General features: G+C 32.9%; 21 protein-coding genes. 14 read left to right on the top strand and 7 right to left on the bottom strand.

Going from position 1 to position 22,658, the window contains the following annotated elements:
• Positions 1-7: 7 nt before the first annotated feature.
• Positions 8-1,147 carry a cystathionine gamma-synthase gene (locus V1468_RS05330; RefSeq protein WP_331809189.1) on the bottom strand — a complete coding sequence of 380 codons (1,140 nt, stop codon included), beginning with the start codon at positions 1,145-1,147 and terminating at the stop codon, positions 8-10.
• A gap of 118 nt (positions 1,148-1,265) precedes the next feature.
• Between V1468_RS05330 and V1468_RS05325 the strand changes: the two genes are divergently transcribed.
• From V1468_RS05325 to V1468_RS05310, 4 genes are all read left to right on the top strand, one after another.
• Positions 1,266-1,994 carry a DUF3298 and DUF4163 domain-containing protein gene (locus V1468_RS05325; RefSeq protein WP_331809188.1) on the top strand — a complete coding sequence of 243 codons (729 nt, stop codon included), beginning with the start codon at positions 1,266-1,268 and terminating at the stop codon, positions 1,992-1,994.
• Between the two features lie 67 nt (positions 1,995-2,061).
• Entirely contained in the window at positions 2,062-2,415 is a 354-nt protein-coding gene (locus V1468_RS05320) for an arsenate reductase family protein (RefSeq protein WP_331809187.1), read from the top strand.
• Positions 2,408-3,301 (top strand): DMT family transporter, encoded by an 894-nt coding sequence (locus V1468_RS05315; RefSeq protein WP_331809186.1) that lies wholly within the window; start codon positions 2,408-2,410, stop codon positions 3,299-3,301. The genes V1468_RS05320 and V1468_RS05315 overlap by 8 nt, the downstream gene beginning before the upstream one ends.
• 1 nt (position 3,302) lies before the next feature.
• The gene (locus V1468_RS05310; RefSeq protein WP_331809185.1) at positions 3,303-4,433 is read left to right on the top strand and encodes a hypothetical protein; all 1,131 of its coding nucleotides are present in this window, start codon (positions 3,303-3,305) and stop codon (positions 4,431-4,433) included.
• 2 nt (positions 4,434-4,435) lie between these two features.
• Here V1468_RS05310 and V1468_RS05305 read toward each other — a convergent pair whose 3' ends face one another.
• Positions 4,436-4,915, bottom strand: a complete 480-nt coding sequence (locus V1468_RS05305; RefSeq protein WP_243473226.1) for an acyl-CoA thioesterase — start codon at positions 4,913-4,915, stop codon at positions 4,436-4,438.
• 131 nt (positions 4,916-5,046) lie between these two features.
• Here V1468_RS05305 and V1468_RS05300 point away from each other — a divergent pair, with 131 nt between their 5' ends.
• The 3 genes from V1468_RS05300 to nadD all read left to right on the top strand — a co-directional run bounded on the left by V1468_RS05300 (position 5,047) and on the right by nadD (position 7,172).
• Complete coding sequence (locus V1468_RS05300) at positions 5,047-5,904, top strand: YicC/YloC family endoribonuclease (protein WP_331809184.1); 858 nt, start codon at positions 5,047-5,049, stop codon at positions 5,902-5,904.
• Positions 5,905-5,919: 15 nt separating this feature from the next.
• Entirely contained in the window at positions 5,920-6,510 is a 591-nt protein-coding gene (gene gmk / locus V1468_RS05295; protein WP_331809183.1) for a guanylate kinase, read from the top strand.
• Positions 6,511-6,593: 83 nt separating this feature from the next.
• Entirely contained in the window at positions 6,594-7,172 is a 579-nt protein-coding gene (gene nadD / locus V1468_RS05290; RefSeq protein ID WP_331809182.1) for a nicotinate (nicotinamide) nucleotide adenylyltransferase, read from the top strand.
• A gap of 129 nt (positions 7,173-7,301) precedes the next feature.
• On the opposite strand, the gene V1468_RS05285 is transcribed toward nadD, so the two are convergent.
• Together V1468_RS05285 and V1468_RS05280 are read right to left on the bottom strand one after the other, a co-directional pair.
• Positions 7,302-7,661: a YraN family protein gene (locus V1468_RS05285; RefSeq protein ID WP_331809181.1), complete on the bottom strand. Its 360-nt coding sequence runs from the start codon at positions 7,659-7,661 to the stop codon at positions 7,302-7,304.
• A gap of 55 nt (positions 7,662-7,716) precedes the next feature.
• Positions 7,717-8,640 (bottom strand): S66 peptidase family protein, encoded by a 924-nt coding sequence (locus V1468_RS05280; protein WP_331809180.1) that lies wholly within the window; start codon positions 8,638-8,640, stop codon positions 7,717-7,719.
• Positions 8,641-8,824: 184 nt separating this feature from the next.
• Here V1468_RS05280 and metG point away from each other — a divergent pair, with 184 nt between their 5' ends.
• The 5 genes from metG to V1468_RS05255 all read left to right on the top strand — a co-directional run bounded on the left by metG (position 8,825) and on the right by V1468_RS05255 (position 17,217).
• Positions 8,825-10,891: a methionine--tRNA ligase gene (gene metG, locus V1468_RS05275; protein WP_331809179.1), complete on the top strand. Its 2,067-nt coding sequence runs from the start codon at positions 8,825-8,827 to the stop codon at positions 10,889-10,891.
• Between the two features lie 2 nt (positions 10,892-10,893).
• Positions 10,894-13,020: a Tex family protein gene (locus V1468_RS05270; protein WP_331809178.1), complete on the top strand. Its 2,127-nt coding sequence runs from the start codon at positions 10,894-10,896 to the stop codon at positions 13,018-13,020.
• An 81-nt stretch (positions 13,021-13,101) separates the two neighbouring features.
• A complete protein-coding gene (locus tag V1468_RS05265) occupies positions 13,102-13,770 on the top strand; it encodes a hypothetical protein (RefSeq protein WP_331809177.1) in 669 nt (222 codons plus the stop codon).
• Between the two features lie 137 nt (positions 13,771-13,907).
• On the top strand, positions 13,908-16,292 hold the full coding sequence (locus V1468_RS05260; RefSeq protein WP_331809176.1) for a hypothetical protein: 2,385 nt from the start codon (positions 13,908-13,910) through the stop codon (positions 16,290-16,292).
• Between the two features lie 22 nt (positions 16,293-16,314).
• On the top strand, positions 16,315-17,217 hold the full coding sequence (locus V1468_RS05255) for a histone deacetylase family protein (protein WP_331809175.1): 903 nt from the start codon (positions 16,315-16,317) through the stop codon (positions 17,215-17,217).
• Here the strand turns inward: V1468_RS05255 and V1468_RS05250 are convergent.
• Genes V1468_RS05250 through V1468_RS05240 form a run of 3 tightly spaced genes read right to left on the bottom strand, consistent with a single transcriptional unit; the run spans position 17,214 to position 20,975 of the window.
• Entirely contained in the window at positions 17,214-19,508 is a 2,295-nt protein-coding gene (locus V1468_RS05250) for a TonB-dependent receptor plug domain-containing protein (RefSeq protein ID WP_331809174.1), read from the bottom strand. The genes V1468_RS05255 and V1468_RS05250 overlap by 4 nt on opposite strands.
• On the bottom strand, positions 19,492-20,403 hold the full coding sequence (locus tag V1468_RS05245; RefSeq protein ID WP_331809173.1) for a FecR family protein: 912 nt from the start codon (positions 20,401-20,403) through the stop codon (positions 19,492-19,494). The genes V1468_RS05250 and V1468_RS05245 overlap by 17 nt, the downstream gene beginning before the upstream one ends.
• A gap of 47 nt (positions 20,404-20,450) precedes the next feature.
• Entirely contained in the window at positions 20,451-20,975 is a 525-nt protein-coding gene (locus tag V1468_RS05240) for an RNA polymerase sigma factor (protein ID WP_331809172.1), read from the bottom strand.
• 108 nt (positions 20,976-21,083) lie between these two features.
• On the opposite strand from V1468_RS05240, the gene V1468_RS05235 reads away from it, so the two are divergent.
• Positions 21,084-22,148: a hypothetical protein gene (locus V1468_RS05235; RefSeq protein WP_331809171.1), complete on the top strand. Its 1,065-nt coding sequence runs from the start codon at positions 21,084-21,086 to the stop codon at positions 22,146-22,148.
• Between the two features lie 25 nt (positions 22,149-22,173).
• Positions 22,174-22,650, top strand: a complete 477-nt coding sequence (locus V1468_RS05230) for a hypothetical protein (protein ID WP_331809170.1) — start codon at positions 22,174-22,176, stop codon at positions 22,648-22,650.
• Positions 22,651-22,658: the final 8 nt, after the last annotated feature.

Here is a 22,658-nt window from a genome sequence, read left to right as displayed (position 1 = left end):
TGAGTATTTAACCAATTGCCTGTTTTAAATCATTTATAAGGTCTCCCTTATCCTCTATTCCAACACTCAATCTAATTAAGGAATCTACTACTCCTGTTTTTTCTCGTTCTTCTTTTGGTATACTTGCATGTGTCATACTTGCAGGATGACCAGCTAAAGACTCTACTCCTCCTAGAGACTCAGCCAAAGTGAAGATTTTGAGGTTTTCAACTATTTTAATGGCTTCCTCATAATTGTTTCCCTTTGTGGTAAATGAAACCATACCACCAAAATCTTTCATTTGCGATTTTGCAATGTCATGATTAGGATGATTTTCAAAGCCTGGCCAATATACGTTTTCAATTTTTGGATGACTCATTAAAAACTCAGCAACTGTTTTACCATTTTCACAATGACGCTGCATCCTAACATGTAATGTTTTTATACCTCGTAAAACCAAAAAAGCATCCTGTGGACCACAAATAGCACCACTTGCATTTTGAATAAAAAATAGCTTCTCTGCTAATTGTTTATCTCTAACAACTAAAGCTCCCATTACCACATCACTATGTCCACCTAAATATTTAGTTGCTGAATGCATTACAATATCTGCACCCAAGTCTAATGGTTGTTGCAGATATGGAGTTGCAAACGTATTATCCACCGCTAACAACAGTTTATATTTTCTAGAAATTTCTGAAACAGCTTTTATATCAATGATATTCATCATTGGGTTTGTTGGAGTTTCCACCCAAATAAGTTTGGTCTTTTCATTTATATAATTCTCAATTTTATCTAAATCACCCATTCCTATGAAGTGAAACTTGATTCCAAAATCCTCATATATTTTGGTAAAAAGTCTGTATGTACCACCATACAAATCATTTGTAGAAATCACCTCATCACCTGGCTTTAATAACTTTAATACTGCGTCAATCGCTGCTAATCCTGAACCAAAAGCCAATCCATAATTTCCATTTTCTAAACTTGCGAAAGATTGTTCAAGAGCATGTCTTGTAGGATTATGCGTTCGAGAATACTCATAGCCTTTATGGTTACCTGGTGATTTTTGAGCATATGTAGTGGTCTGATAGATTGGTGGCATTACAGATCCATAAGCTGCATCGTGCTTTTGACCTCCATGAATAGTTTTTGTGTTAAATTTCATTATAATTTCTAAATGGTTTATCTTAATCGTGGTAACTTTACAGAATAAAGATTCTTTAAGGCATAACAAATTTAATCTATAATTCGTTCTTAAATAAGCACTACAACACCTTTAATGAATGATTAACAAAAACCACATTTCGCTTTTATTTCTATTCTTAACTTTAATTTTTTCATGTAGTAATGAAACTAAGACTGTAAGTTTTGAAAACAATTCATATGAAAATCATTACGAAGCTGATATTTCTGTTTCTATTGATGAGGCTATTGGCAATAGTGAAGTAAGTAAGATTATAAACTTTAAAATAAAAGAAGCTATCATTTCAACACTAAGTGATGTCACAAAAAAAACTAGTCTAGAGTCTGTCTTAGAAGATTTTGATACTGAATTTATAACTTTCAAAAAGCAATTTCCTGAAGCGTCTCATCCTGCTTGGGAGCTACATATAGAAACCGAAAAGGTATATCAATCTGAAGAAATTATAACTTTATCCATTAACACCTATGAATTTAAAGGTGGTGCTCACGGAAATGATAAAATTAAGTTTTTAAATCTTAATGCTAATACAGGCGAGGTTTACAAACTTAGTGACATTATAGATAATTCAGACGATTTTAAAGCACTTGCGAAAGACCATTTTTTAAAATCTATTGATGCCGCTAAAGAAAATAATCAAATAGAAGATTACTTTTTTGGGAAACCATTTCAGTTACCTGAAAATATTGGCTTTAGTGACGATGGTTTAGTATTCTTATACAATGTGTATGAAGTTGCCTCTTACGACCAAGGTTATACCGAGTTTGTTATTCCGTTTGATGCGGTTGAATCTTATCTAAAAGTTGAATAAGCATTCTATAAATATTAGCATTAAAAGTCCGTTCTTTGCAACGCTATAAATACAAGCTCATTAAGCTATGAAAAAAATCTATCATCTAAGTACTTGTGACACTTGCAAAAGAATAATTAAAGAACTTAATCTACCTGAAGATTTTCAGTTTCAGGATATAAAGACCGAAGCTATTACAGAAAAACAGATTGAAGAAATGCGTAGCTTAACTGACAGTTACGAAAGTCTTTTTAGTAAACGTGCGAGACTGTATAAAGAGCTAGATTTAAAGAACAAATCTCTTACAGAAGACGATTATAAAAACTACATAATAGAGCACTATACTTTTCTTAAAAGACCTGTAATAATTTTTAATGGTACTATTTTTATTGGCAACTCTAAAAAAGTAGTTGAAGCGGCAAAAAAAGCAATACATGGATAGTAGAAAGTATGCGTTAGTTGCACTGTTTACGGTACAGCTTTTATACGGTCTTAACTATACTATTGCTAAAACCGTGATGAACGAAAATTATATTAAACCGTTTGGTTTTGTACTCCTTAGAGTTATAGGTGCAACGGTTCTATTTTGGTTAATAAGCTTCTTTTTTCCTAAAGAAAAAATTGAAAAGAAAGATTACATCAAATTTGTAGTTGCCGCAATATTTGGTATGGTGGTTAACCTCTTATTCTTTTTTAAAGGGTTAGAATATACATCACCTATACATGCCTCTTCTATAATGACTATTATTCCGGTGATTATCCTTGTACTTTCCTCCTATTTTCTAAAAGAAAAAATAACATCAAAAAAAATTGTAGGTATCGTCATTGCACTATGTGGTGCCCTTGTTCTAACCATTTACGGAAAATCTGGTAGAGCAGGCGACAATGTACCATTGGGTAATTTACTTATACTAATCAATGCTATTTCGTATAGTATATACGTCATTCTAATAAAAAAACTAACCGAAAAATATCATCCTGTAACATTTATAAAATGGTCTTTTTCAATTGGTTTAATAATGCTAATTCCTTTCGGTTACAGTGAATTAGGAGAAGTACAATGGAATTCATTTACACCTTATATTACATTCTCTGTAATCTTTGTTGTTATTGGAGCAACATTTGGCACTTATCTATTAAACCCATACGCACTCAGTCAGTTAAAAGCCTCAACTGTTGGGACTTTTATTTACCTTCAACCTGTTATCGCTGCACTTTACGCTCTTGCTGTTGGAGCAGACTTTATAGATGCTATAAAAATCGGTGCTATGGTTCTTATTTTTACAGGTGTTTATCTGGTATCTGTAAAACGAAAGCAAAAAAAGTAGTTTGTCTCTTAATTCTGAAATATTTAAAACCGTTGATTCTATTCCTAAATTCTATTGGGACAGTCTTAATTGTACAAACAATATTTATTATTCTCCAGAGTTTTTAAAGGCTTTTGAAATTGCAAATACAGATATTGAGTTTAATTATATTTTTATTTTAAAAGATGGAGAAGCTGTAGCTTTTGCTAACACTCAGATTGTAACTATTGGTATAGAAACTATTACAAAAAACATTGCTATGTCTCATAAATTGAGGAACATAGTGAATAACCTGTTTTGTAATAATCACATCAAAGTGTTGTTTTGTGGCAATGTGTTTTTAAGTGGTGAATATGGCACATTTTTAAAGGAAGGCGAACCTAAGGTAGAAACTTTTAAAGCCATTGCAAAAGCTGTAAAAAAACTCTATTGCTGCAAACGTCTCAGTACTATCTTTATTAAGGATTTTGAAGACGAATCACTCTACATTACAGATCATTTAAAAGCTTTTGATTATGCATCTATGCATGTGGAGCCTAACATGATTATTTATCTCGATCCTACCTGGAAATCTTTTGAAGATTACACTTCTGCATTAAAATCAAAATACAGAGTAAAAGCCAATAGAGCTGATGCAAAAAGTGAGTTACTAGAGGTTAAAAATTTCAGCAAAGAAGACATCGAATTCTACAAAGACGTATTACAAAGCTTATACCAAAATACCATAGATAATGCAGATTTTAATGCGCAAATACTAAATCTAAACACCTATACACATCTAAAAAACACTTACAAAGACAACTTCATTGTTAAGGGTTATTTTCTGGATGGAAAGCTTGTAGGTTTCTTATCTGCAATGCAAAATGCTGACCATCTTGATGCGCATTTTATTGGTATAGACTACTCAAACAATAAAGAATATGCAATCTATCCTAGAATTCTAAATGACTATGTTCGCTTAGGAATAGAAACTAAATCCTCTCAAATAAATCTTGGTAGAACAGCTTCTGAAATTAAGAGTACACTTGGCGCACAACCCAAGACTTTAACCTGTTATTGCAGGCATAAGTACGCATTACCAAATAAAATTCTTAAGCAATTTATAAAGAATGTTCATATAAAAACATTCAAGCAGCATCAACCGTTTAAGTAACCTTAAATCTCAAGTGGTTTCGGTCTCACACCATGCTTCCTAGTATCTTCTTTGGTAAGCACTTTATAGTTTTCAGACTTAGGAAATGTATGTGCCAACTTTAATAATTCGTCTGGCAAACCTGTCAGTTTTCTAGCCTTTAAATCTATCCATGCACCTTGCATTTCGCAGTAAGCCAAATTCTCTCCTTTATGGTTATAAAAATTATGTTCAAACATAAAAAGCATACCATCTTCACTCAAACCAGAAACTTCAATAGTAACTGTAATTGGCGTACCAATAAAGGACTCCTTAAAATAGTACATATGTTCATAGAATACTACAGGTCCAATATTATGCTTCATAATTTCTGGCATAGAAAAGCCTTGTTCGCTAAAAAAAGACATCCTTGCATGACTCATAAAATTAGTATACGCAGAATTGGCTAAGTGACCATTGGCATCAACATCGCTCCAACGGATTTCAAATTGTTTTTTGTACATGGTAAATTTTTGGTTTTGATAAACAAAGTTAACAAACCTTATTATGCACGCATAAGAGTTTCTAAAAAATTTAAAATAATTTCAGAACCGCTGATTTTTGTACCTTTGCCCAACTTTAATCGCATCTTTTAATGATACAATCCATGACTGGTTATGGGAAATCAGTTTTACAACTCCCAACCAAAAAAATATCTATAGAACTAAAATCACTTAACAGTAAAAATTTAGACGTTAATGCACGCATGCCTTCTATGTATCGTGCCAAAGAATTAGATATAAGAAAACTTCTGGCTAAACATTTGGTTAGAGGAAAGGTAGATTTTTCACTTTATGTTGAAATTACTGGTGAAGACACCAGCTCTAAAATCAATAAAACAGTAGTAAAAGAATACATAAAACAACTGAAGGATGTGGTTGATGGAGATGACGTTGAGCTGCTAAAAATGGCTGTTCGTTTACCAGATGCTGTAACTACAGAGCGTGACGATATTGATGAAGAAGAATGGTTGAAAATTGCCGAAGGTATCAATGAAGCTATCTCTAAAATTGTAAACTATAGAAAAGACGAGGGCGCAATTTTGAAACAAGATTTTACCGATAGAATTACAACATTAAAAGAATTACTAAACCAAGTTATTGCAATGGATCCTGAGCGTATTGAAGGTGTTAGAGCGCGTTTAGAAAAAGGCATTGCAGACATTAAGGAGAAAGTTGATGAAAATCGTTTTGAGCAAGAGCTAGTTTACTACATAGAAAAGTTTGACATTACCGAAGAAAAGGTAAGGCTAGACAATCATTTAGATTACTTCATTAAAACCCTGAACTCTGATGATTCTAACGGAAAAAAACTAGGCTTTATCTCTCAGGAAATAGGTAGAGAGATCAACACTATTGGTTCAAAATCTAACCATGCACCTATGCAAAAGCTCGTGGTGCAAATGAAAGATGAGCTCGAAAAAATAAAGGAACAGTTATTGAATGTGCTTTAATTAAAAACAAACTACGTGTCTAAAGAAGAATTAACAAAACAAGGCAAACTTATCGTGTTTTCAGCACCTTCAGGTTCTGGTAAAACCACAATTGTTCGTCATTTATTAAAACAGCCCGAATTAAATTTAGAGTTTTCAATATCTGCCACCTCTCGTGAACCTCGTGGTAACGAAGAGCATGGTAAAGATTATTATTACCTCTCGCTAAAAGAATTTAAAAATAAAATTAAAAATGACGAATTCTTAGAGTGGGAAGAAGTATACAGAGATAACTTTTATGGCACTCTAAAAACGGAAATTGAACGTATTTGGGCACAAGGAAAGCATGTTATTTTTGATATTGATGTTTCTGGAGGCTTGCGTATAAAACGAAAATTCCCAGAGCAAACCTTAGCAGTTTTTGTAAAACCACCAGACTTAAACGAATTGGTGAGACGTCTGAAAGATCGTGGCGAAGAAAGTCCAGAAAAAATTAGTATGCGTGTTGCCAAAGCACCAGCAGAATTAGCAACTGCTCCACTTTTTGATACAATTGTTGTTAATTCTAACTTAGACGAAGCTCTAGAAAATGCTTATAAGTTAGTATCTGATTTTATTAAAAAATAAATATTAATCTGTCACTCTGAACTTGTTTCAGGGTCTTAATTTTTTAAATAGATGCTGAAACATGTTCAGCATGACAAAATATTATGAAAATAGGTCTTTACTTCGGAACATTCAATCCAATACACATTGGTCATTTAACGATTGCAAACCATTTGGCTGAACACAGCGATTTAGACCAAATTTGGTTTGTAGTAACACCTCAAAGTCCATTTAAGAAAAAAAGTAGCCTTCTAGATAATAGACAACGCTATGAAATGGTTTACCGAGCAACAGAAAGCTATTTAAAATTAAAACCTAGCGATATAGAATTTGGATTAAAACAACCCAACTATACCATAGACACACTTATCTATCTTGAAGAGAAATTTCCTGATTATGAATTTGCCCTAATCATGGGGGAAGACAATTTAAAGAGCTTTCATAAATGGAAAAACTATGAGTTAATACTAGAGAATTACAGCGTTTATGTATATCCTCGTATATCTGAAGGTAAAACAGATACTCAGTTTAAAGATCACCCAAAAATTCATCATGTGGCAGCTCCAATAATGGAATTATCTTCAACATTTATTAGAAATTCTATTAAAGAAGGTAAAAACGTTCGTCCTATGTTACCTGACTCAGTTTGGGAATACATAGACGAAATGAATTTTTATAAGTAAAATTTCTACGCAGGCAGGAATCTCTTAGCTTTAAGACTTATACCATTTGAGATTTCTGGTATTGCTTTAATGAAAGTTTTGAGATAAAGGATAGAGATACTGAAACAAGTTCAGCATGACAATTTATACTTAAAAATGATAAAAAGCATTTTCTAAATGCTCAATCTTATAGGCTTTGTTTTCTTTAACAATGGCAATAATATCGAACCTAACCTCAACATCTAAGTCGTTTTCGGTTACATATTCATCAACTGCTTTTACCAGGTTTTTTATTTGTTTTGGCTTTACAAAATCTTGAGGATTTCCAAATTCTAACGAACTTCTGGTTTTTACCTCAACAATTGCCAAAATATCATCTTTTTGAGCAATAATATCAACTTCAGCTTTGTCAAAACGGTAATTACGCTCTACAATATCGTAGCTATTTTCAACTAGAAAATCTACTGCTAATTGCTCACCTTTTTTACCAAGTTCGTTGTGTTGTGCCATTTTATTCCTGCGAAAGCAGGAATCTCTAGCCTACTTTCTTAATTTACAAAAACACTTATTTAAAGTGCAAATTACTTTTATCTTTCCCAACCTTCAACTCCACTTCTCTACCCAGCACTAATGCTCTATTATCTTTTTCATGTCCGGCTGGCATATTAAAAGCTATTGGAAAATCATATTCTTCAAGAGCATCTAATATCAATTGCTCTATCGATGTGCCCCAAAGCGTTGTGTTTTTTCTCAACTTAGACATATCACCAACAACTAAACCTTTAAGGTTTTCAAAATAACCTGCACGCTTCATACTTTGTAGCATACGATCTATATGATATTTGTACTCACCTATTTCTTCAATAAAAAGAATTTTTCCAGAGGTATCTAAACTTGTATCAGAACCTAACATAGTGTGCAACATGGTTAAATTACCACCAATTAATTGCCCTTTTGCTTCACCTTCTCTATTATATTTAGAACCTTCTAAATCATAATTTTTAGGCTTACCGAATAGTGCTGCTTTAAACGTATCTACAGACTCTTGCACTTCTGAGATATCTTTTGTTAAGCTCACACACATTAAGGCATGCAAAGACTCAAAACCTTGGTTGTGTAACTGATTATGTAATGCCGTAATATCACTATAACCGATAATCCACTTAGGATTCTCTTTTAGTTTTGTGTAGTCTAATTTATCTAAAATCCTTACTGTACCGTAGCCTCCTCTTGCACACCAAATGGCACTAATTGTTGGATCGTCCATAGCTTTTTGCAAATCTTCGCAACGTTCTGCATCAGTACCTGCAAAATGATTAGCCTTGCTAAACACATGTTTACCAACAGTAGCGTGCAAATCCCAACTTTTTAGTAAATCGACAGCCTGTTGCACTTCTCGTTCTCTGTTTTTTAGTATTCCTGAAGGTGCTACAATAGCAACTGTATCTCCTTCTTTCAGGTATGGAGGCCTAATTAATTCTGATGTCATTTTCAAAGTTTCCTCTTGTTTATTTTGACCATGTAAAACCAAACACAAAACTAGTGTAGCTGATAACAATATATACAAAAAGCGTTGTCTATATATCATATTTTGGGCTTTATGTAAATGTACATTTTTTTTCTAAATAGCCTTTATATTACGTACTTTTGTGGCTTCAAAATTTTCTAAAAACATGTCAAAGAGATATACCATAACAGCTGCTTTACCTTACACTAATGGTCCAATTCACATTGGTCATTTAGCAGGTGTTTATGTACCAGCAGATATTTATTCGAGATATTTAAGATTAACAGGTAATGACGTTGCTTTTATTTGCGGTAGTGACGAGCATGGTGTTCCTATTACCATTAAAGCAAAAAAAGAAGGTGTTACACCACAAGATATCGTCGATAAGTATCATGCTATCATCAAAACTTCATTTGAAGATTTTGGTATTTCTTTTGACAATTATTCGCGTACCTCAGCGAAAATTCATCATGATACAGCTTCAGAATTCTTTAAAACACTTTATGACAAAAATGAGTTTGTAGAAGAAGTTTCCGAACAACTTTATGATGAAGAAGCGAATCAGTTTTTGGCTGACCGCTTTGTTATTGGTACGTGTCCAAAATGTGGTTTTGAAGAAGCCTATGGTGACCAATGTGAGAATTGCGGAACCAGTCATAATGCTACAGACTTAATAAATCCGAAGTCTGCCATTACAGGAAACACACCAACGTTGAAAGAAACCAAACATTGGTTTTTACCTTTAAATAAGCACGAAGAATTTTTACGTGAATGGATTTTAAAAGGACATAAAAAAGACTGGAAACCTAACGTTTATGGTCAAGTAAAGTCTTGGATTGATGACGGATTACGTCCAAGAGCTGTAACCAGAGATTTAGATTGGGGAATTCCTGTGCCTGTAGAAGGTGGAGAAGGTAAAGTACTTTATGTTTGGTTCGATGCTCCTATTGGCTACATCTCTGCCACCAAAGAATGGGCAGAACGCGTAGGCAAAAACTGGGAAGATTACTGGAAAGACGAAGACACCAAACTGGTACATTTTATAGGTAAGGATAATATTGTGTTTCACTGCATCATTTTCCCATCAATGCTAAAGGCTGAAGGCTCATACATTCTACCAGATAATGTGCCTGCTAACGAGTTTTTGAATTTGGAAGGCAATAAACTTTCAACTTCAAAAAACTGGGCCGTTTGGTTACCAGAGTATTTAGAAGATTTTCCAAATCAGCAAGATGTGTTGCGTTATACCTTAACGGCTAATGCACCAGAAACTAAAGACAATGATTTTACCTGGAAAGATTTCCAAGCCAGAAACAACAATGAGTTGGTGGCTATTTTTGGTAATTTTATTAATCGTGTTGCTGTACTGACCAATAAATATTATAATGGCGAAATTCCACAACCAGCAGAATTTAAAGCTATAGATGAAGAGACCTTGGCAGCTGTTAAAGCGTATCCTGCTGTTATTTCTAGTTCTATTGAACGTTACCGTTTTAGAGAAGGTAGCCAAGAACTTATGAATTTAGCACGACTTGGTAATAAATATTTAGCAGACGAAGAGCCTTGGAAAACTATAAAAACAGACGAAGAACGTACTAAAACCGTAATGTTTGTCGCTTTACAAATTGCTTCGGCATTAGCTGTATTAAGTGAACCGTTTTTACCGTTTACGTCTAATAAATTAAAATCAATTTTAAACCATCCTGAACTTGATTCTGAACTGACTTGGGAAGACATTTCAACAAAAGATGTTTTACTTCCTGCAGGTCATAGCATTCAATCTGGAAAACCAGAATTATTATTTTCTAAGATTGAAGATGAGACCATACAGAAGCAATTAGATAAACTTGAAGCTAGCAAAAAAGCCAACGAAGCTGCTAACAAAAAAGTAGAGCCTCAAAAAGAGGAAATTACTTTTGATGATTTTACAAAATTAGACCTTCGCGTTGGTACTATTTTAGAGGCTGAAAAAATGCCAAAAACTAAAAAATTACTGGTTTTAAAAGTCGACACTGGTATCGATACACGTACTATTGTTTCTGGTATTGCAGAAAGTTTTTCACCAGAAGATGTTATCGGCAAACGTGTTACGGTTTTAGTCAACTTAGCACCAAGAAAATTGCGAGGAGTAGAAAGTCAAGGTATGATTTTAATGACTGAAGACGAAAGTGGCAATTTAGTGTTTGTAAATCCAAATATCGACGGAGTTTCTAATGGATTGAAGATTAGTTAAGGATGGAACATCTTGTTAATTTCGTTTGTGGAAAAACACAGCTTTCATCATCTTCTATAAAAAACACGATAAAACTACTCAACGAAGATTGCACTATTCCTTTTATATCTCGTTATAGAAAAGAAGCAACTGGCAATTTAGATGAAGTTGAAATTGGCCTGATTGTTAAGTTTAAAGAAGAATTTGAAGCTTTAGAAAAACGAAAAGCATCCATTCTAAAAGCATTAGAAGAACAGGATGTCTTAACGGAAAAATTGAAGCAAAGTATTGAGGACGCTGAAGACTTAACCACGCTTGAAGACTTATACTTACCCTACAAGAAAAAGCGAAAAACTAAGGCTGAAACTGCTCGTAAAAACGGCCTAGAACCTTTGGCTAAAATTATAATGAGCCAAAATGCTAACGATATAGAATCTATTGCTTATAAGTATGTAAAAGGGGACTTATCATCTACAGAAGACGCATTAGAAGGTGCCAGACATATTATTGCCGAATGGATTAACGAGCGTACAGATATTAGAAACGTATTAAGACAGCAACTAGAACGGTTTGCTCAGATAAGCACTAAAGTTGTTAAGGCAAAAGAAACCGAAGAAAAAGCACAGAAATTCAGAGATTATTTTGATTGGTCTGAAAGTTTAGGTCGCATTCCATCTCATCGCTTGCTCGCTATATTACGTGCAGAAAGCGAAGGTTTTATTAGAGTAAAAATTGAAATTGATGACAATAAAGCCTTAGAACGTATAGACAGAAAAATTATTCGAAGCAACAATGCTTGTGCAGACCAGTTAGAATTGGCAATTTCTGATGCTTATAAGCGCTTACTTTTTCCATCGCTAAGCAAAGAAGCCTTAAATGCCGCTAAAGAAAAAGCAGACGATGCTGCTATTTCTGTTTTTGCGAAAAATTTAAGACAGCTTTTATTAGGTTCACCTATTGGCGAAAAACGTGTTTTAGCTATAGATCCTGGATTTAGAACTGGTTGTAAAGTGGTTTGTTTAGATGAAAACGGTAACTTAAAACACAATGAAACCATCTATCCGCACGCACCAAAAAATGACTGGTCTGGTGCTTTAAAAAAACTGGCTTCCCTTACCGAAGCGCATAAAATTGAAGCCATTGCTATTGGTAATGGTACAGCATCGAGAGAAACAGAAACTTTGGTTAGAAAAATTCAGTTTAAGAATGACGTTCAGGTTTTTGTAGTCAGCGAAGCTGGTGCAAGTATTTACTCGGCTTCAAAAATTGCACGAGATGAATTTCCTAATTACGATGTTACTGTAAGAGGTGCCGTTTCTATTGGTAGACGTTTACAAGATCCTTTAGCAGAATTGGTAAAGATTGATGCCAAATCCATTGGTGTTGGCCAATACCAGCACGATGTAGACCAAACAAAACTACAAAAACAACTTGGTGTTGTGGTAGAAAACTGTGTAAATGCTGTTGGTGTTAATATTAATACAGCAAGTGTTTCGCTATTAAGCTATGTATCTGGTATTGGACCTAAATTGGCAGAAAATATCGTCAACCACAGAACTGAAAATGGTGCGTTCTCATCAAGAAATTCAATAAAAAAAGTACCGCGTTTGGGTGGAAAAGCTTTTGAGCAATCGGCTGCTTTCTTAAGAATTAAAGAGGCTAAAAACCCATTAGATGATTCTTCTGTACATCCTGAAAGTTATCCTATTGTTGAAAAAATGGCTAAAGACGAAGGCATTTCAATTAAAGAATTAATAGGAAACAAAAGCCGACTTCAAAATATCGATTTAAAAAAATACTATACTGAAACCGTTGGTTTACCAACACTACAAGACATTGTAAAAGAGCTTGAAAAACCTGGTTTAGACATTAGAGAGGAAGCGAAAGTTTTTACTTTTAATCAAAACATAAAAACTATAAACGATCTTCACGAAGGGCAACTTTTACCAGGTATTGTAAATAACATTACCAACTTTGGTTGCTTTGTAGATATTGGCATTAAAGAAAGTGGCTTAATTCATGTTTCAAACCTAAGCGATAGCTTCGTCAAAGATGTTAATGAGCACGTACATCTGCATCAACAAATTATAGTAAAAGTGCTAGATGTTGATGTGAGCAGAAAACGCATTCAATTGAAATTGCATAAGTAGAATTTTGGGAAACAACGCAATGATTTTTATTGTCTGTAAATTCTTATATTGAAACTTTTATCAACCATCTTAAATTAACTAATGGACGGAATAAGAATAATACTCATCGTCATTGCTGCTCTGATTATAATCATGAATCTATTTATTAATTTTTCTAATATTTTTAAAATAGTTTCTTACTGCTTTAAATCAAACACTTTAAACCAATACTGGAGTTTATTTTTTAAAAACTGTGTTAGTGGTAGAGCTCTTATCTCTTCGATATTTGCCATAATTATAGCTGTTGTAATTTTTATTATTATTACACCTTTTGTTCTTTTTAGACGTGCTACTATTGGCAAAAAGACTGCTGCCTTAATTGAAGAAGGCATCTTATTTGAGTATCAAGATTTAAACTTAAGCGATAAAAACGTTCATTTTAATTCTAACTTAGAATCGCTTACAGGCATTTCTTTAACTAATGATTTAGCAGCAACAGGAAATGTAAAAATAGACGCTACTTTGGTTATTAGCGAAATACAAACCAAAGTACAAGCTGAGGACAAGACATTTTCTTTTAAAGCTATGCATAATATTACCTTGAATGATGGTAAAGATGCTATTGTACCTGTTTTTATAACAATTGACCAAAAAAGTCATCCTGTTTACTTTGTTTATAATGAAATGCACAAAAATCAATTCAATAAGATAAATAGCAAACTTTACAGCAGAGGATTTAAGTCTATCTATTTTTCAATTTTACCGATGTAAGTTTTTTTCGATTAAAAAAAGAAGCCACTCAATTTTAAATCTAAAAGTCTTTTAGGTCTTTACACAAAAGCCATAACCAATGATGGTACTTTCATTTCTGAAGAGAAAACCATATCTTTAGAATAAAAATAATTTCTATGAAATCAACAGTAAGACTCGGTTTTAATTCATTTTTTTCGGTAATATTCTTATGTATATTAAACTTCTCTTTCAGCCAAGAAGAAGAAAAACTTGTTAAGTCATACACAGACTATCATAAAACTGCCAGAGAGATCGTTTACTTACATCTCAATAAGTCTACTTACATAAAAGGTGAAGATATTGGCTTTACAGCTTATGTTTTAGACAAAAGAAATAAAAAACCTTCAATCTACACTTCTAATCTTTATGTGATCATTGAAGATTCTAACAATACCATTGTAAAACAAAAGTTAGTACGTGTAAATGAAGGCGTAGCTTCTAACATTTTTGAAGTTGATTCTTCTTTTAGTTCTGGCACATACAGCATTAAAGCCTATACCAATTGGATGCTTAACTTTAATGAAAAGAACTATTATACAGAGACTATACAAATCATTGATCTTGAGGACAATGTTAAAAAAAGTACCGCTTTAGATGAAGAAGATATCGATGCTCAATTTTTACCCGAAAGTGGTCATTTACTGAATAATGTAACTAATGTTGTAGGTGTTACTATAAAAGACCAAAACGGCTATGGTATACCAAATGCAAAAGGTGAAGTTATTGATAGCAACAAAGATCTTATAACAACCTTTGAAACCAACCAATTTGGTATAGGTAATTTTCAACTAATGCCAAAAATTGGAAACACCTATTCTGTAAAAATTAAGACAGAGAGCAAAGACTATGAGGTTAGTCTCAATCAGAAAATAGAGCAAAAAGGCATCATTCTGAGTTTAAATAAACTAAAAGATAAAATATACATCTCTCTGGAGACTAACAATGAAACCTTTAATACCATCAAAAATCAAAGGTACACGTTAATGATTCATAACGGTGTTAGTTATAATTTAATTGATGTTTATTTTACAGACAATACGGTTATAACTAGTGTTCTTGATAAAAACACTACCTCACCTGGTATTAATATTGTTACGCTACTCAATGCAGAAGATAAGCCTATTGCAGAACGCTTATTTTTTAATCATCATGGTATAAATGTGTTAAAATCCAGTACCATAAACACTTCTAAAACAAAAGACTCTGTTACGTTTAATATAAACTTTAAATACTTAGATCCAAGCCTTAAAAATTCCTTTAGTGTTTCTGTTTTACCACAAGAAACCAAAGCATACAACAGAGAAAATAATATTATTTCTTCAACTTATTTAGAACCCTATGTTAAGGGAGTTATTGAGCAGCCTAAATACTATTTTACAGATACAAACCAAAAAAAAGAGTATGAGCTAGACAACTTATTAATTACACAAGGTTGGAGTAGTTATAATTGGGATGATATTTTTAAAGGTGCACCAAAATTAAGCTATGAGTTTGAACAAGGTATTACAGTAAAAGCCAACGCAGCACCTAATAGCAATGGTACTAATGACCAATTGATGTATAGTTTAAATAATGAGGGATTTATGATTTCTGAAGTAAATCCAAAAGACTCCTATTATTGGATATATGGATTATACCCAGAAGACAATACCACCATTAAAATGTCTAAAATTACTGAAGCAGATGGACTGAAACCTGCATCTATGTATGTGCAATTTTTTCCTAGCACAATACCGCAGCTCAATAGCGATGATTCCGATTTAAATTTTATTGAGGAAAAAACACTTAAACTAAAACGAAATAATTACACTAAAAATAACTTTTTGAAGAGCTCAAAAAATCTACAAGAGTTAGATACTGTTACCGTAGTTTCTAGCCCAATACTAGAAAAAAGACTTAAGCAACATGAGCTGAGCACAGACAGGTTTGGAAGAGTTACTGTAGTTGATGAACAAGATGAAAACAATCTCATTATGCTAACTGACTACATAGACCAAAGAATAAAAAGCGAAAGAATAAGAACCCAAAACAGTAACGACTCCTCTTTTGCTATAGGCAGGTTTCAAATAAACTATTTTTTAGACGATGTACTCTTAACAGATCCAACCATTTTAGAAGGTATATTTTTAGCTGATATTGAGTCTATTGAGTTTAATAGATTTGGTATCGGAGATGGTTATAGAAGTCCTAATGGTTTTGTGAAAATTTACACAAAAAAGTTGCCTTCAACAAGGTATGACAAGAAAACTACCAAAGCATACGAATTTCCTTTAACCTTTAGTGCTGATAAAAAGTTTTATATTCCAAAATATAAACTATATCAAAATGATTTTTTCAAAAATTATGGTGTTATAGATTGGAAAACAAACCTTACAACTAATAAAAATGGTACAGTGACTTTTAAAATTGCAAAACCAAAGGTACCTGTAAGTATCTATATAGAAGGCATTGCAAATGATGGGTCTCTCGTAGCTGAAGACAAAAAAATCTCTTTAGACTAACTAGATTTTATAAGGAGCCTTAATGCTAAAAATAGCATACCACCCAATCTACAAACACCCATTACCAGAAGGGCATCGTTTCCCTATGGAAAAATATGAATTATTGCCACAGCAATTACTCCACGAAGGTACTTGTAGTGGCCATAATTTTTTTGAACCTGAGAAACCAAATGACAAATACATTGTTGCAATACACGATCCGGAATATTACTATGAACTAGTTAATTTAACATTAGATCAACGAGCAGCTAGAAAAATAGGATTTCCATTGAGCAGAGCATTAGTGGAGCGCGAAGTCATCATTGCAGATGGCACCATAAAAGCCAGTGAGTATGCCTTAAAACATGGTATAGCAATGAACATTGCTGGTGGCACGCATCACGCCTATACCAATCGTGGTGAAGCGTTTTGTTTACTCAACGACCAAGCAATTGGAGCTCGATTTCTTCAAAACAAAGGATTAGCAAACAAAGTTCTTATTGTAGATTTAGATGTACATCAAGGTAATGGTACTGCAGAAATTTTTCAGAATGATGATTCTGTATTTACATTTTCTATGCATGGCAAAAGTAACTATCCATTTAAAAAAGAATTGAGCGATTTAGATATCGCATTAGACAATGACACCAACGATTATACCTATCTCAAGATTCTAAAAGATACACTTCCTAAACTTATAGATGAGCAACAACCAGATTTTATCTATTATCTTTCTGGTGTAGATGTTATTGCTTCAGATAAATTAGGAAAACTCGGCATGAGTGTAGAAGGCTGTAAAGAACGTGACCGTTTTGTTCTACAAACTTGCAAAGACCATAGTATTCCAGTAATGTGTAGTATGGGAGGAGGATACTCAGCAGACATAAAAATCATTGTAAATGCACATGCTAACACCTACCGATTAGCACAAGAAATTTTCTTTTAAAAATTAACTCTAAAAATGAGATTTGGCGTAATCCCTAAGGATTGCTGTTTCACTTCTGTTACAGCATTATTATTAATACGGTAAAAACTATTTATAATATTTTCACGATTTAAAAGATTCCATACAGAAAGTCCCAGATTAGCATTGGTAGCTGTGCTTAATCTAAAATTATACAATGCTGAAACATCTACTCTTAGATAATCTTTAAGTTTTGAAGAATTAGTCCTATTGTAATTAATTTCGCCATTACTAAGTTCGTTTCCTTCAATAGGTATTGTTGTTGGTCTGCCAGAATTCCAATTTAAACCTGCAGATACTTTTAACTTACCTGAAGTGTAATTTGTACCAAGTGTAATAGCGTGCCTAATATCATAGTTACTTGGAAAAGTAGACTCTGGTGAATCACTAAATGTATAATCGCTATTCATAAATGAATAACTAAGCCATGAATTGAAATTATTTAAACGTTTTCTAACTATAAAATCGAGACCTCCCACTTCATTAAATCCGCTTGTTCTTACAAATTCATATTGATTTTGAAATCCTTGGCTTTGCGTAGTAATTCCCTTAATCTTTTTATAATATCCTTCTGCACTAACCAACCATCCATTTTGGCTGTAAGACAAACCCAACGACGCTTGACGACTTAGTATTACAGGAATATCGTTATCGTTAGACAACTGCCATCTACGCTTTTCTATACCTAAAAAATCATTCTGAAAATTTATAATCTGAGAACTATTTTGATGTTTAAATTCACCTAAAACTTCAACAGAAAAGAAGTCTAAAAACTTATGAGAAAAACTCAATCTTGGCTCTAACAGATGTTTGCTAAACTTATCTATGTAATTGTACCTTATTCCAGAAGTTATATTCGTATTTTTATCATTAGACTTATATGAAAGCTGCGAAAACACACCATGCGTTCTCACCACCTCAGACACCAATAACTTAAAACGTGGTACATCTACATCATCTAAATTGGTCATCTTAGTTTCTACAAAATGGTAACCACTTAGTAATTGAAACCTGCCATTAAATTTATGATTTGCCTTTAGTTTTAAACTGGTTTCAGATATCTTATTTTCCTGCAAAAATCGTTGCGAATCTAAGAGATTGGCATTAATAGATTTTAGCTTATAATCTGTTTCATAAGCTTCAAAAACGGTTTGCCATTTAGTGTTCCAAACCTTGGAATACGAAATCGCTCCTGCAATACTATGTTGAGACAGGCTACTTTCTCTGGAATCCTCAATAGCATCAATCGTTGTGTTTTCATTAAAAACCAACTCATTGGTTGCGTTTATAAAATTGACTCTTAGTATTTCGTTTTTATTTATCTTATAAATCCAACGTAAGGAGGCATCATAAAAATCGAAAGTTTTATCAGAGTTTGTAATACTCATGGTATTATTTTCTACTTCTGTGTCTTGGGATATGCGCTCAAAAAAGTTATTGTAGGTAGGAGTCTCAGTAAAATCGCTTAAAGCTTTTCTGGCCGCAACTTGCAATGAAGATTTTTTGCTAATAGGAACATCTACAAAGCCATTGGCATCAATAAAATTTACACCAATGTTTCCATTAAAAACCTTATTAATATTTTTATCGGTTTCCATAGAAATTGTTCCCGAAACACCATCTGTAAATTCTGTAGACGACCCATTTTTGGTTAAAGAAACGCGTTGTGTTATCTGAGGATTAAACATGGAAATAAGGCCGAAAAAATGACCAGATTGATACATTTTTATATCATCCCACAGAATTAAATTCTGGTCGTGAGATCCGCCTCTTATATTAATATTAGAAACCGTTTCATTAATACTTTGTATGCCAGGAAACGCTTGTACAGCTTGTAAAACATCAGTTTCTACCAAACCAGGTAAGATGTCAAATTCAGAAACCTTAATCTCAAAAGAACCATTACTTAGTTTATTGATTCCTTTTACGATGTAACCAGACACCATTACTTCTGAAAGTTTTTGCAAATCAAAAGCTGGATTGTTAGCTATAACCAAAATCATATTATCTTCAGTAATTTGATACTGAAAATCGGTTTGAATTTCTAAATAGCTCAACGCTTCATTTAAGGAAAGTGTACTCTTTGGTGGCTCAACCAAAATACCAGAAACAGCATCTTCGGCATAATTAAACTGAACTTTATAGTGCTGTTCTAATATTGATAAAATTTCGGACAAAGATATCCTGCTCTCAGTCTCTTGTGAAAAAGCACAGAAAGAAAAATTAAAACTAAGAAGTAGTACTAGTATGTACTGCCTAATCTGTATCGCCATAAATTAGCACTTGGTTGGATGAACTAATTTTATAGGTTAAATTCATGGGTTGAGTTATGGCAGAAAGGGCTTTTTCTAAATTTTTGTGAGTAAATCCACCTGAAAACAATCGCGTTGTTTTGGTGTCTTTAAAAGTGACTTTTACACTAAATTGACGCTCTAACTCAGAGACAACTTCTTTTAAAGGAACAGATTTAAAGCTACTTCTATTTTCAATCCATTCTGGCTGGGTAGCTCCTACCTTATCTTGACTAAATTTATTGTTTAATATGCGATACGTATCGCCTGCCAACAACTGTCTTGTAATGGTATCTGATGAGACTTTTACGATACCTTCATAACAAATAACTTCAAAATAATCTGGTCTTGCTTTTACATTAAATTCAGTACCAACAACCGTTACAACACCTTGTTTTGTTATAACATCAAACGTTTTTCCTTTGGCTACTTTAAAATAGGCTTCACCTTTAAGATTTAGCTGCCTATTATCATACCACGAGTCTTTATCATATGTAATTTCTGAATCTGCATTCATTGTTACACGAGACAAATCAGGAAGTTTAATAGTAGTTTTTTCAGCGAATTGCGTATGTTGTTCAACTATGCTATCATTCATAAACATGGTAAAATAAATTGCCAAGCCAATAACCAAAACACTTGCAATTCTTAACGCTGGTTTTAACCAGTTAAGACGTTTTACAGACGATCTTAATTTATACTTTGCTTTAAAGGTTTCAAAATCGTCAACCTTTGAAAATTCTGAAGCTTTAAAGTACTTAGCTTTATCAATAATTTCTTGATTGAAGGCAAAGTCTTCTCGCTTACTAAATGCGTCTTTCTCAGTATCTGTAAGGTCGTTATTTAGCCATTTATTTAATAACTTATCTTCAATCATAAATTTGCTCATTAAACATATAACAACTCAGATTTCAAATCTCCTGATTATTTTATTTTAAAATTTTCAAGCTCCTTTTTCAAAATATTAAAAGCGGTATAAATTCTATATTCCACTACCTTTTGGGTAACTCCCAGCATATCGGCAATTTCACTGTGCTTCTTTCCTTCAACCTTACTTAATAAAAAAGCCACACGCTGCTCTTCCTTTAAACTGGCGAGTACACTTTTATATTTTTCCAAATATTGCTCTTGCTCCATAATAAATTCTGGAGTTTCGTTTGTGTACTGTTTTGATTTGGTTTTTTGGTAGTTTAAAACCACTTTTTGATGTTTAATTTCGTTAAGCATCAAATTATTTGCAACCGTAAACAAAAAAGACTTAGCCTTAGCAAAAGTTACCTGCTTGCAATTATCCCACAACTTTATAAAAGCTTCTTGTGCTTTGTCTCTTGGATTATACTGAGAGCCGTATTTATAATATAGAAAATTGTGAACATCATCTGAGTATTTATTATAAACACGCTCAAATGCCGCTTCTTCACAAATATTATCGTTAAGACTTTTAGACAAGGTTAAAAAGTTTTGTCTAAAGGTATATAAATATTTTTTTGAAAAAAGTTCAGTAGTTTTTAAAAGTGAGTTGTTATATATTAAATGGCAATAAAAACTTTAGTCATTATGAAACTCAAAACATTTTTAATCCTTTTTGTTATCACTTTCGCTTTTTCGTCTTGCAGAAAAGAAGAAAGAGAGTTTATTCAAACACCTGAAGAAGAAATTTTAGAGGCCAATACAAATGTCGCTGCTCTTATTAAAAGAACTGCTTCTAATGATGGCTCTTTAGATAATATAGTTGATAGAGCAAATTGTTTTGATATTGCTTTTCCTTACACTGTAAATGTTAATGGTGTGGAAATAGACGTAAATTCGGCAAGTGACTATGCCGTTATTGAGTGTGTTTTTGACCAATCTGAAATTGACAATACATTAAACATTGAGTTTCCTATCACAATTGTTTTATCAGATTACTCAGAAGTAACCATAAACACTTTGGCAGAATTTGAGTCGTACACTGATAGTTGTAATGGAGAAAATGAATATGATGATGATATAGAATGTATCGATTTTACATTTCCTATTGAAGCTTCAATATTTAACCCAAATAATGAACTATTAGAAACTATTACAATTGAAAATGATAATCAACTTTTTGATTTCATAGATGATCTTGATGAAGACAATATAACCACCCTAAATTTTCCCTTAACGTTAATCTTATTTGACAATTCTGAAGTTGTAATCAACAATTTTGATGAATTGGAAATAGTGATAGACTATTCTATTAATTTATGTGATGAAGATGATGACTATGATTATAGCGATGATGATTGTGATGACTGTACACCATCACAATTAGAAGATTTACTTATTAGCTGCACCGATTGGGAAGTTGATAAACTTGAGCGCGATGGAAATGATTACGACAATGCATACAATGGCTACGAGTTCAACTTTTTTAGCGATGGCACTATGTCTGTGTATTGGAACTCCATAATAGAGTATGGTACATGGACTGCTAGTGGCTCTGGCAATACTCTCGAAGTTTTAATTAACGTCCCAGCTTTACCATTATGCAATAACAATTGGATTTTGCACGAAATAGAAAACTGTTCTGACGAAACAAAAATAGACCTAAGAGTTGGCGATGAAGACAGATTACGTTATGAAAATAACTGTAATTAATAACAAACCTTAAAATCAATTAATTATGAAAACAAGATTTTTTTACAGCATTTTATTAATGATGAGTTTTTCATTAATGTCTTTTACATGTTCTGATGACGATGATGGAAGTAATTCGGATAATTCGCAAGAAATAGCTCAAATTGAAACAACCGTAGAATCTGGAGATTGGGTAATTACAAGCTACATAGACTCAAGCACAGATGAGACCAACGACTTTAATGGTTACACTTTTACTTTTGGAACCAACGGTAGTATTACAGCCACTAACGGTAATACAACTTACAATGGCACTTGGTCTGTTACCGACAGTAATAGTAATGATGATAGTCCAGACAGTGACATAGACTTTAATTTATCATTTCCTGTACCTGATGATCATGATTTTGATGATTTAAATGACGATTGGGATATCATTAGTCACAGCAATAACATGATTAGCTTAAGAGATGTTAGTGGTGGAGATGGAAGTGTAGACACTTTAATATTTGAAAGAAATTAATTAGAAAG

This window comes from Winogradskyella poriferorum (assembly GCF_036553625.1).
GTDB classification, from domain to species: domain Bacteria; phylum Bacteroidota; class Bacteroidia; order Flavobacteriales; family Flavobacteriaceae; genus Winogradskyella; species Winogradskyella poriferorum.
This window is presented reverse-complemented; position numbering and strand designations above follow the sequence as displayed.